The following is a 12,825-nucleotide window of genomic DNA, read 5'->3' on the forward strand; positions in this document are numbered from 1 at the left end:
GGAGGAGGTAGAGGGATTCGAACCCCCGCGCGGTTTGACCCGCCTGTCGGTTTTCAAGACCGATCCCTTCAGCCAGACTTGGGTATACCTCCGTAACAACATTTATTAATATACATTAATTCTAATGGCATGTCAACGTAATAATAAAATAAAAAAATTCTCTGATATTTATAAGAAAAGCGCAAACGCCTTGGTCACCCTCAGGCATAGCTAAAGTCGAGCCTCAGCGTGGCGTTTTTTGCCCGTGATGAGGATTGACATAAGACCTCGAGGGGGTAGGTGGCTTTCGCTAGACATCCCTAATATTTTCTTAACTAAAAAATCTACTTTAAAGAAAAACGCTAGGTCCATAATGAACCTAGCGGAATGAGACTTATTTAATGACTGTTTTACCACCCATGTACGGTACTAAAACTTCTGGAACAACTACAGAGCCATCTTCTTGTTGGTAATTCTCTAAGATAGCAGCAACTGTACGACCAATTGCTAATCCTGAACCATTTAGTGTATGAACGAACTCTGGTTTTCCATTTGCTTCGCGACGAAAACGGATACCAGCACGTCTTGCTTGGAAATCTTCAAAGTTAGAACATGATGATATTTCACGGTATGTGTTTTGGCTTGGGATCCACACCTCTATATCGTATTTTTTAGCAGCCGTGAAACCTAAATCACCTGTACACATACTCATTACACGATATGGTAAGTTTAATAGTTGTAATACCTTCTCAGCATGGCCTGTTAATGTTTCTAACGTTTCATATGAATCCTCAGGCTTAGCAAAATGAACTAGTTCTACCTTGTTAAACTGATGCTGACGAATTAGTCCACGAGTATCTCTACCGGCAGATCCTGCTTCAGAACGGAAAGAACCACTAAATGCTACATATTTCTTCGGCAAATCATCTGCCATTAAAATTTCTTCGCGATGATAGTTTGTTACTGGTACTTCTGCTGTTGGAACCATGAAATAGTCCCATCCTTCTAGTTTAAACGCATCCTCTTCAAATTTTGGCAACTGTCCTGTACCAGTCATACTTGTGCGATTAACCATATAAGGTGGCAACATTTCTTCATATCCATGTTCATCTGCATGTAAATCCATCATAAAGTTCCATAGTGCACGTTCCAATCGTGCCCCTAATCCTTTATAGAATACAAAACGGCTTCCAGTTACTTTTCCTGCTCTCTCAAAATCTAATATTTCTAAGTTGGTAGCAATATCCCAATGAGGTTGTGCCTCATAATTAAATTGAGGTAACTCTCCCCATTTACGTGCTTCTACGTTATCATCCTCATCTTCGCCAACAGGAACACTCTCATGTGGGATATTTGGAATAGATAGTAAGATATTATCTAATGTTTCTTCAATATCTCTTAACTCTTGATCTAGAGTTTTAATTTGCTCCCCAACTTCACGCATTTCTTTTATTGCTGGTTCTGCATCTTTCTTTTCCTTCTTTAAAATAGAAATTTGTTTAGAGGCTTCATTTCTTTTCGCCTTTAAGGTTTCTGCGTCATTAATTAACGTTCTGCGTCTTTCATCCAATTCACCAAAACGGTCAAGTTCTGATAAATCTTCACCACGATGTTGCAATTTTTCCTTTACATCATTAAAATTGTTGCGTAAAAACTTCATGTCTAACATATTTAATTTCCTCCTTTAGTTTGAAAAAGAATACAAAAAACTCCCGTCCCAAATATAGGGACGAGAGTATAGAATTCCCGCGTTGCCACCCTTATTGAAGAGTTATCCTCTTCCGGCTCATCGTTATTAACGGTACTAACCGGGTTTACTTACTAATAGAGTATGAACTCTATATTCCGTAAACCAGTTCAAGGATGGATTCATAGCATACAACCATCGATTTCCACCAACCATCGACTCTCTTTAGGAAGAAATGCTATTACTATTTCCTATCAACACTTTCTTACATTGTTTAATTATTGTATATCATAGCCAATTTTTTATAAGGATGCAAGTTTTATTATTTCAATTTAATTTGATTTAGGAGAACCAACCTTTTACAGTATCAAAAATTCCACTAAAGAAGTCTCCGATTGCACCTAATGCTAACATAAACCAATTTGCCTTTTCTACACTGTCTGATGTAATTAAATCAACTGTATTTCCATTACCTTCTGTTATATATCCATATTCATTATCACCAGAGTAAACTAACTCTGCTTTACCAATAATTTGCCCTTTTTCAATTGGTGCTACTAGTTCTCCATCTTCATTTAATAGTGATTCATCAATTTGGTAATCAATACTATATAACTCTTCTTCACCTTGTTTTACTGGAATTGTAAAACCTTCAGCCAATTCAATTTCTACATTATCTTCTTTCCCTTTGCCAACAGGGATAACAGACTCATCTTCAAGTTGGTACCCAGCAGGAAAAAGTTCAGTAGTTTGGAAATTTCTAAATCCATAATCCATCAGTCTTGCTGTTTCATTAAAGCGAACTGCTTCACTTTCTGCACCCATAATTACAGTAATTAGACGTTTACCATTTTGTTCTGCAGTACCCGTAAACATATAACCATTTTCACTTCCTGTATTTCCAGTTTTTAAACCGTCAATACCTTCATAATAGAAGTCTTTAAAGTTAACTCCTTCATGAGGAAGCATCCAATTCCAGTTAACGATTGTTTGTCCATAAAATTCTGCAGTAGGGGCACTGGAAAATTCTAAAACCTTAGGATGATCACTTAATAAACGATACGCAAGTAATGCTGTTGATTTAGCAGACAATAAATTAATACCTTCAGGGTCCGTTCCTTCAGGATGTTTCCCTTCAGGATGTGCAGCAGCTAAATAACTATTCGTTAAACCAGTAGAGTTAACAAATTTAGCTTCTGTCAATCCCATTTCTTGTGCTTTTTGATTCATCATTTTTACAAATTCACCTTCAGAACCAGCAAGTGAATCTAATTCTGCTAGAGCAATAGTTGCTGCATTATCTGAATTAATAGCCATTGCTTTATATAAATCATGGATAGAGAAATCAAAACTTTGTTGTAATCCAACACCTGAAGAGTTATTTAAACCTGATATAGCATAAGCATAATCACTAATCCATGTAGTGTCTTCCCAACTAACTTCGCCATTATCAATAGCTTCTAATATTAAGTACTCTGTCATCATTTTTGTCATACTAGCTGGATCCATTGCAGTATCCATGTTTTCAGCATAGAGAATCTTCCCTGTTTCAAAGTCAACTAATATACTTGATTTGGATTTTATATCTAAGTTTTCTGCATTTGCTGTTATTGGATGTGTCACTACCGATATGGCTAAAGCCATCAAAATCATTATTATTGAAGAAATCTTCAAATGTTTCACTTTTTTTACCTCCAACGTTTGCTGTGAAAATAATTTTATTCTGTTTATTGACTATGTTATTTTACCATATATTCGTCCCAAAAAGTAGATAGGGATACCTCCCTATCTACCACCAAATTTAGGAAATTAAATTGAATAATTCGGAGCTTCTTTAGTAATTTGAACATCATGTGGATGACTCTCTCGTAATCCAGCATTGGTAATTCTAACAAATTTTGCATCATTTCTTAAGGAATCAATTGTTGGTGTTCCACAATAGCCCATTCCAGAACGTAAACCACCTAATAATTGATGGACGGTATCTGAAAGTGGACCTTTATAAGCCACTCTTCCTTCAATTCCTTCAGGTACTAGCTTTTTAGCATCTTCTGTATCTTGAAAGTATCGATCTTTTGAACCTTGTTTCATTGCCCCAACAGAACCCATTCCTCGATACACTTTATAGCGACGTCCTTGATAGATTTCAGTTTCACCAGGACTTTCTGATGTTCCAGCAAACATACTTCCTAGCATAACAGCATGTGCTCCAGCAGCTAATGCTTTCACAATATCCCCAGAATACTTAATTCCACCGTCAGCAATAACTGGAATACCATATTCCTCTGCAGCAACGGCACAATCATGAACAGCTGTAATTTGAGGGACACCTACTCCTGCTACAACTCGAGTTGTACAAATAGAGCCAGGACCAATTCCAACTTTAATTATATTTGCTCCTGCCTCAATTAATGCTTTTGTTGCTTCTGCAGTAGCCACATTACCTGCGATGATATCTAAGTTAGGATACATTTCTCTTACTTTCCGAACTTGATCGATTACACCTTTAGAATGTCCATGTGCTGTATCAATAACAATGACATCAACACCAGCTTCTACTAGTTTTTCGATTCGTTTCATGGAATCTCCTGTTATACCTACAGCTGCTCCAACTAACAGCCTTCCTTGTGAGTCTTTGGCTGCATTAGGAAATTCAATGACTTTTTCAATATCTTTTATCGTAATAAGGCCTTTAAGCACTCCATCTTCATCGACTAATGGTAGTTTTTCAATTCGATATTTTTGTAATAATTTCTCAGCTTCTTGTAATGTTGTTCCGACAGAAGCTGTTACTAGATTTTCACTAGTCATTACATCGGATATTGCAATTGAGTAATCTTGAATAAAACGTAAATCACGATTCGTGATGATACCTACTAATTTCTGTTCTTCAATGGAATTCACTATTGGTACGCCTGAGATACGGAATTTTCCCATCAAATGCTCAGCATCAAAAACTTGATGTTCTGGAGTTAGGAAAAACGGGTTCGTAATTACTCCACTTTCCGAACGCTTTACTCGGTCTACTTCTTCGGCTTGTTCTTCAATGGACATATTTTTGTGAATAATTCCCAAACCACCTTGACGTGCCATGGCTATAGCCATAGAGGCTTCGGTAACTGTGTCCATTCCTGCACTTAATAAAGGTGCATTTAATCTAATATTTGAACTTAAAACAGTACTAATATCAACTTCTCTTGGTAGCACTTCAGACTCCGATGGCATTAATAAGACATCATCAAATGTCAATCCTTGTTTTTCAAATTTATCAGAACGCATGTTACCTCTCCTCACCTTCAATGAATGAAATTTTTAATTACGTACAAACTATATAGGTATATCTATTGTAATATACAATACGTTAACATCGTTCCTTTTTCAACAGACTTTCTTTTATTTTATAAAAGAAAATAGATTCCGAAATTTTAGAGTAATATAGGAGTTTTAAAATGGATAAAGAAAGAATTGATTCCTTTTATACCTACTTAACTTCTCAACAAACAGCACAACAATATTTATATAATTGTTATGAAAGAATCAATCATGAAAATGCAGAAGTGAAGAGTTACGAAAATTGTAATACATTTATCTATTATTTGGAACATGCAATGAAATATTATGATGCTGGTAAAAGTAATGATATGACGCTAAAACCAGTTCTTTTATTCTACGGGATGGTTCATCTGCTAAAAGCCGGCCTTATGACTGTTAGACCAGATTATCCAGAATCAACTTCATTACTTGCACATGGTGTTTCCACGAGAAAGCGAAAGAAAAAAGACTATTCCTTCCTAGAGGATGAAGTAAAAATACAACATAATGGATTATTTCCATACTTCTCAAAACATCTATATGGCATAAACACTATTCCTTTTGAAAAAGTTACAATGGAATCGTTATTAGGACGTATTCCTGAGCTAAGTGAATTATTTATATTTCATAATAAAGAAAAGCTATCGAAAGTTGGAAAATTGAATTCCAATGTTCTTTATTTCCCAACGACATTACTAGATAATTACCATCTAACTGATCAATCCTTAATTAGAAAGATAGAAGATTATATTCCTGTAATAAAACATATAGAAAGCACTCAAACAGAGGTTATCGTTCAGTTGGAGAATTCTATTCAAGAAGTAAACGGTCCTTTCTATTTGCATAGCGACACATCGGTCTATTTTCCTTCTACTCGTGAGGATTTTTTCAGTATTCCAGAAGTCATGGTACACTATTTGCTTTTATATAATTTAAGTATGATTAGTCGTTATGAATCCGAATGGTGGGGAGAATTATTGCATTCTAAGGCTGATATTGATTTCCCACTTGTTCACCAATTTATACACATTACAGCAGAAAAGATCCCACTTTTTATAGGGGATTTGTTATTAAGAAAAATACACAGTTAGGAGCGAAACGTTTCCATAAAAATTGACTAGCATCAAAAAAAGAAGATGCTAGCCATTCTTTGTTTTTGTTACTATATCTTTAATGAATAATTCTTTATTATTGCTTAATGAGATTATCTCACTGTTTTCTAATTTCACCATTGGTCTAGTAGGTTGATTCGAATCCATAAATACAATTTCAGCCGCTTCTCCATTAGAAAGAATGACTTTCGTTCCAATCGAAAAGTCAGTAATTCCTTGTAGAAATGTTTGAACAACCTTTGGATCTAGCTTCGAAAACTGTTCATTTTGTAATGTCTCGATTACCTTAAATGGTGATTGGCTTTCTTTATAGGTTCTTTGACTCATCATTGCATGATACATATCACAAATAGAGATTATCTTTGCAAATGGATGTATTTTACCTTGTGTTAATCCAAGTGGGTAACCACTACCATCTAAACGTTCATGATGTTGAAGTACTGCTAATTTTACGTGGGTTGTCACCAATGAATTATGCTCAACCATCCGGTATGAATAGGTTGGATGCTTTTTTATTTCTTGAAATTCAGCCGTTGATAATTCCTCTTCTTTAAAAATGATGTTTCCAAGTTTAGACATTCCAGCATCACTCAAAAATCCTGCCAGTCCAATCTGAATCCATTCTCCTTTTTCATATCCTAACTTCTTCCCTATATATGCTGCTAAAATAGCAACCGAAACTGAATGATGATAAAAGTAATCTTTTTTATTAGTAAAACGATGTAACTGATAAATTGAAGACCCTATATCTTCCATTCTTTCAATAAGTGGAACAATTAGCTTTCGAACTAGTGGAATCTCAATAGGAATATTATTTTGCCATTTTTGAAAGAGCTTTTTAAATGCCTCCACAACCAATTGATAATGCTTTTCAAATGGATAGGACGTAATATCACTTTTTTGAATCTTTTTCTGCCTTTCTAATTTTTTTGGCTCGAACGGCTTTCCATTGCTCAATTTATCTGAAACATCAACTTGATTTATTAGGAATTTATCTAGGAAATCAATATGCTGTTTCGTCAATATTGCTTTTCTTGGGACTATTGGACGACCTGTTTTTCCAATGACATCTCTAATGAGAATACAGCCAGGAACTAGCTGCGAAGGCTTTACTCGCATCCTCATTTCCTCCCCAAATATTCATTTATGTAAAGAAAAAGGCGACAAAACAAGAAGTTATTTCCTATGTTTTTGTCACCTTTTCCATCCAATATTTCTTTTTATTCTTCTATATCTTCTTCATTATCTTGTACTGACGTATTCTCAGTTTCCTCTGCCTCTACTACCTCTTCTTCATCTTTTTCAATTTTAGCGACAGTTGCTACTTCCTCACCTTCTTGTAAGCGGATGAGACGAACACCTTGAGTGTTTCTACCTGTTTGAGATACACCTTCTACTGGGATTCGGATAAGAACTCCGTCAACCGTAATTAACATGATATCTTCTTCCCCAGTGACTGCTTTTACAGCGACTACATGACCTGTATCATCATTTAACTTACAAGTGAAGATACCTTTACCACCACGTTTTGTAATACGGTACTGATCTTCAGGTGTACGCTTACCAATACCTTTATTCGTAACGTGCATGATTTGTAGGCCGTCATCTAATATTTCCATGGAAACAACTTCATCATTTTCTCTTAATGAAATTCCTCGTACCCCAGATGCTGTTCTTCCCATTGAACGAACTTGATCTTCAGGGAATCGGATTAGGTATCCATGTTTTGTTGCAATCATGATATCCTTTGTACCGTCCGTTAATCGAACAGAGATTAATTCATCCTCTTCTTTAAGCCCAAGTGCGATTAATCCACCTTTTCTAATATTCGCAAATTGTGATAACTGTGTTCGTTTGGAAATTCCATTTTTAGTTGTAAAGAAGAAATACCAGTCTTCACTGAATTCATTTACAGAAATAACCGCATTTACCCATTCACCTTTTTCAACTTGCAACACATTTATAATTGGTATACCTTTTGCTGTTCGGCTAAATTCAGGAATTTCATACCCTTTCAGCTTATATACCTTTCCTTTGTTAGTAAAGAATAGAATCGTATCATGGGTTGACGTGGAAACTAGATGTTCTACAAAGTCATCTTCATTGGTTCCCATCCCTTGAATCCCTCGTCCACCACGACGTTGTGTACGGTAAGTCGATGATGGCAATCGTTTAATATAGCCTTGGTGAGTAAGGGTGATGACGATATTTTCCACAGGGATCAAATCTTCATCTTCAATAAAGTCTGCCCCACCAACCGTAATTTCTGTTCTGCGATCATCACCATATTTTTCTTTAATTTCAACAAGTTCTTCACGAATAATTTCTAGTACTTTTTCTTCGTCTGCTAAAATCGCTTTTAATTCTGCAATTAATTTCACAAGGTCATTATACTCTTCTTCTATCTTTTCACGCTCTAAACCTGTTAGACGTTGTAAACGCATGTCTAGAATTGCTTGTGCTTGTTTCTCAGTTAATTTGAAGCGTTCCATTAATCCCTCACGAGCAATATCTGCTGTTTTCGAATTACGGATTAAAGAAATTACTTCATCCAAATGATCTAACGCAATACGCAAACCTTCTAAAATATGAGCTCTTGCTTCTGCTTTTCGTAATTCAAAAGCAGTTCTTCGTTTAATAATCACTTTTTGGTGATCTAAATAATGCTCTAAACATTGTTTTACATTTAGTACTTTAGGTTCTCCATTTACTAATGCTAATAAATTCACACCAAATGTTGTTTGTAAAGAAGTAAACTTATATAAGTTATTTAACAATACATTCGCATTAACGTCACGGCGTAATTCCATTACAATACGCATCCCATTACGGTCAGATTCATCCCGTAAATCAGTGATACCTTCAATTCTTTTATCACGAACTAATTCAGCAATTTTTTCAATTAGTTTTGCTTTATTTACTTGATATGGTAACTCTGTAACAATTATCGTTGTTTTGCCATTTGGTTTTTCTTCAATATTAACTTTTGCACGAACTGTAATAGAACCTCTTCCAGTCTCATATGCTTTTCTAATTCCACTTCTGCCTAAAATTAGTCCAGCTGTCGGAAAGTCTGGTCCATGTAAATGGTCTTCCATCAATTCTTCAATGGTGATATCAGGATTTTTACTTATTGCAAGTACGGCATCGATTGTTTCCCCAAGATTATGAGGAGGTATATTCGTTGCCATCCCTACAGCAATACCTGAAGCACCATTTACTAATAGATTTGGGAAACGAGATGGGAATACGACAGGTTCTCGTTCAGACCCATCATAGTTATCTTGATAGTCAATTGTATCTTTATTAATATCTCGTAATAACTCCATTGAGATTTTGGACATTTTCGCCTCGGTATACCTCATCGCAGCGGCAGAGTCACCGTCTACAGAACCAAAGTTCCCGTGACCATTAACGAGCATGTAACGATAACTAAAATCTTGCGCCATACGTACCATTGCTTCATAAACAGCTGAATCACCGTGTGGGTGATATTTACCAATTACTTCACCAACAATACGAGCGGATTTTTTATAAGCTTTATCAGCGTGCATACCTAAATCATTCATTGCATATAATATTCTTCGATGTACAGGTTTCATCCCGTCTCTTACATCTGGTAACGCACGTGAAACAATAACACTCATTGCATAGTCTAAGAATGAAGTACGGACTTCTTGACTTATATTAACTTCCTGAATACTTTTACGTTCATTTTCTGCCATAATTATAAAACCCTCCTAATAGAACACACAGGTATGTCTGTTAAACGACATACCATGGAAACACTACACACAATCTATAAAGTTAATTCATGACCTAGATATCTAAATTCTTAACATAGCGGGCATTTTCTTCAATAAAGTTTCGACGTGGTTCAACTTTATCACCCATTAACATGTCAAAAACTTGGTCTGCATCAATTGCATCCTGTAATTCTACTTGAAGTAATGTCCGGTTATCAGGATCCATTGTTGTTTCCCAAAGCTGCTCTGCATTCATTTCACCTAGACCTTTATAACGCTGTAAGCCCGGCTTAGGAGTTTTCGGTATTTCCTCTAGTATCCGCTCTAATTCTTTATCATCATATGCATAATAGGCTGCTTTCCCTTGCTGCACTTTATATAGTGGTGGCTGAGCAATATACACAAACCCATTTTCGATTAATGGACGCATAAAGCGATAGAAAAACGTTAATAGTAATGTACGGATATGCGCACCATCAACATCGGCATCTGTCATAATAACGACTTTATGATATCTCGCCTTAGTAATATCAAAATCATCTGCAATTCCTGCACCTAGTGCTGTAATCATGGAGCGCACTTCATTATTCGATAAAATACGGTCTAAACGAGCTTTCTCCACGTTTAAAATTTTTCCTCGTAATGGAAGAATTGCTTGGAAATGACGGTCACGTCCTTGCTTAGCAGAACCTCCGGCAGAATCCCCCTCAACGATATACAGTTCACTTATTTCTGGATCTCTTGATGAACAGTCTGCTAGTTTACCTGGTAGATTTGAGATCTCAAGAGCACTTTTCCTTCTAGTTAAATCACGTGCTTTTTTAGCAGCAGCTCTGGCACGAGATGCCATTAATCCTTTATCAACAATAATTTTGGCAACTGAAGGATTTTCATATAAAAACTTAGAAAATGTTTCGCTAAATACTGAATCAGTAACAGTACGAACTTCACTATTTCCTAATTTCGTTTTTGTTTGGCCTTCAAATTGAGGATCAGGGTGCTTAACAGAAACAATTGCTGTCATACCTTCACGTACATCGTCACCAGTTAAATTAGGATCATTTTCTTTAAACAAGTTATTTTTACGCGCATAATCATTAATTACACGTGTTAAACCAGTCTTAAAACCAGATTCATGTGTACCGCCTTCATACGTAGAAATATTATTTGCAAACGAATAAATATTGCTTGCAAAACCATCATTATACTGAATCGCAATATCCACAGTTATTCCTTGGTCTTCTCCTTCAGCAAAAAATGGTTCATGCAATACTTCTTTATTTTTATTAATAAACTCAACGTATTCACTGATTCCACCTTCGTAATAGAAATTCTGTGGTTCAGCATCTGTTCGTTTATCTTCTAAAGTAATTTTTATTCCTTTATTTAGGAATGCTAATTCACGAAGTCGCTGTGTCAACGTATCTAAGTTATATTCCGTTGTTTCTGAAAAGATCTCTGGGTCAGGCTGAAAATGAGTTACAGTTCCCGTTATATCTGTATCTCCAATAACTTTTAATTCCTCTTGAGGAACTCCACGTTCAAACTTTAAGTAATGTACCTTTCCATCACGATGAACAGAAACTTCTAAGTAAGTAGAAAGAGCGTTAACTACAGAGGCACCTACTCCGTGTAATCCTCCAGAAACTTTATAACCTCCACCACCGAATTTACCTCCGGCGTGAAGAACAGTCATAATGACTTCAACAGCAGGTTTTCCAGTTTTCTTTTGAATATCTACTGGAATACCACGACCATTATCTTTTACCGTGATACTATTATCTTCTTCAACAATAACTTCGATATGATCACAATACCCTGCCAATGCCTCATCTATACTATTATCGACAATTTCCCACACTAAGTGGTGAAGACCTTTCTCACTAGTTGAACCAATGTACATCCCAGGTCTTTTTCTAACAGCTTCTAATCCTTCAAGAACCTGTATCTGATCGGCATTATATGTTTCTTCGTTTTTTAGCTTTTCGTCCATTGCCATTCTTCCACCTACATTTCTATTTGCAATTATTCTACTTCTATTTCATCTGAATAATCTTCTAGTTTACTTATGGTTGAAATCATACTTGCTCGTTTCTTTAAAGTAGAAACTGATAAAGTACTGTAATAAATGATTTTTCCTGTGATTACTACAGATTTAACGTCTACAGTTGGGCCAACAATAATTTGTTTATTTTCTTTAAGCATTTCTTCCATGATCGTTGATGACGTTATTACATTTTGATCAATAATAGAAACTATATCTTTAGAACGAATAACGTTCCCATTGCCTATATGAATAAACATTTGATCCCCCCACTATTACGTTTCGACATTTCCATTTTTTATTCGAAATAATTCCGCTTTGTTTAAAGTTTCATGGTTAATACCATCTACACTTGTGGTTGATACAAATGTTTGCACTTTACCTTGAATGGTATTTAATAAATGAGACTGTCTATAATCATCTAGTTCACTCAACACATCATCTAGTAACAGAATTGGATATTCTCCAACTTCATTGTAGATTAGTTCAATTTCGGCTAATTTTACAGATAAAGCAGTAGTTCTCTGCTGTCCCTGTGAACCATATATTTGTACATTTTTTTGATTAACGTAAAAAAGCAAATCATCACGGTGTGGTCCAGCTAGTGTGGTGCCGCGTTCAATTTCCTTTTCTTCTATTTCGTGAAATTTTTCTAAATATATAGTTTCTATTTTCTCCTTATTTGTATCTTCTAATACTTCTATTGAAGGAGAATACTTGATTTCCAACTGTTCTAACTCCCTACTAATCCCATGATGAATTGGACTTGCCCATTGACGTAGTAATTCTAAGAAATTAAATCTACGTTCTAAAATAGTAGCTGCATGAGCAGAAAGTTGTTCAGTTAGGACACGTAGCATTGTTTTATCTTTTACTTTTCTACGTTGCATTTGTTTTAATAAATGGTTGCGCTGCTTTAATATTTTCTGATACTGACCTAAATGA

Annotated in this window: 9 protein-coding genes, 1 tRNA gene and 1 other annotated feature; of the genes, 1 reads left to right on the plus strand and 9 read right to left on the minus strand. The window is 35.5% G+C overall.

Annotation, left to right across the window (positions count from 1 at the left end; genetic code table 11):
• Positions 1 to 2: 2 nt before the first annotated feature.
• The 4 genes from BUB12_RS16080 to guaB form a co-directional block, all read right to left on the minus strand.
• Positions 3 to 92 (minus strand) — tRNA-Ser (locus BUB12_RS16080).
• A gap of 281 nt (positions 93 to 373) precedes the next feature.
• Entirely contained in the window at positions 374 to 1,648 is a 1,275-nt protein-coding gene (serS, locus tag BUB12_RS16085; RefSeq protein ID WP_072891929.1) for a serine--tRNA ligase, read from the minus strand.
• Between the two features lie 53 nt (positions 1,649 to 1,701).
• Positions 1,702 to 1,933, minus strand: a binding site (T-box leader).
• A gap of 75 nt (positions 1,934 to 2,008) precedes the next feature.
• Entirely contained in the window at positions 2,009 to 3,349 is a 1,341-nt protein-coding gene (locus BUB12_RS16090) for a D-alanyl-D-alanine carboxypeptidase family protein (protein ID WP_234982739.1), read from the minus strand.
• 126 nt (positions 3,350 to 3,475) lie between these two features.
• On the minus strand, positions 3,476 to 4,945 hold the full coding sequence (guaB, locus tag BUB12_RS16095; RefSeq protein ID WP_072891930.1) for an IMP dehydrogenase: 1,470 nt from the start codon (positions 4,943 to 4,945) through the stop codon (positions 3,476 to 3,478).
• Between the two features lie 170 nt (positions 4,946 to 5,115).
• Between guaB and BUB12_RS16100 the strand changes: the two genes are divergently transcribed.
• Complete coding sequence (locus tag BUB12_RS16100; protein ID WP_072891931.1) at positions 5,116 to 6,069, plus strand: YaaC family protein; 954 nt, start codon at positions 5,116 to 5,118, stop codon at positions 6,067 to 6,069.
• Between the two features lie 48 nt (positions 6,070 to 6,117).
• Here BUB12_RS16100 and BUB12_RS16105 read toward each other — a convergent pair whose 3' ends face one another.
• From BUB12_RS16105 to recF, 5 genes are all read right to left on the minus strand, one after another.
• Complete coding sequence (locus BUB12_RS16105; protein WP_072891932.1) at positions 6,118 to 7,209, minus strand: HD-GYP domain-containing protein; 1,092 nt, start codon at positions 7,207 to 7,209, stop codon at positions 6,118 to 6,120.
• A gap of 101 nt (positions 7,210 to 7,310) precedes the next feature.
• Positions 7,311 to 9,815: a DNA gyrase subunit A gene (gyrA, locus tag BUB12_RS16110; RefSeq protein WP_072891933.1), complete on the minus strand. Its 2,505-nt coding sequence runs from the start codon at positions 9,813 to 9,815 to the stop codon at positions 7,311 to 7,313.
• 94 nt (positions 9,816 to 9,909) lie between these two features.
• Positions 9,910 to 11,829, minus strand: coding sequence for a DNA topoisomerase (ATP-hydrolyzing) subunit B (gene gyrB, locus BUB12_RS16115; protein WP_407668460.1), 1,920 nt, complete (start codon positions 11,827 to 11,829; stop codon positions 9,910 to 9,912).
• A 32-nt stretch (positions 11,830 to 11,861) separates the two neighbouring features.
• Positions 11,862 to 12,140 (minus strand): extracellular matrix regulator RemB, encoded by a 279-nt coding sequence (gene remB, locus BUB12_RS16120; RefSeq protein WP_072891935.1) that lies wholly within the window; start codon positions 12,138 to 12,140, stop codon positions 11,862 to 11,864.
• Positions 12,141 to 12,155: 15 nt separating this feature from the next.
• On the minus strand, positions 12,156 to 12,825 hold a 670-nt coding region (recF, locus tag BUB12_RS16125; protein WP_143155658.1), incomplete at its 5' end, for a DNA replication/repair protein RecF.

Origin of the sequence: Ornithinibacillus halophilus (assembly GCF_900129485.1) — a bacterium.
GTDB lineage: Bacteria > Bacillota > Bacilli > Bacillales > Amphibacillaceae > Ornithinibacillus > Ornithinibacillus halophilus.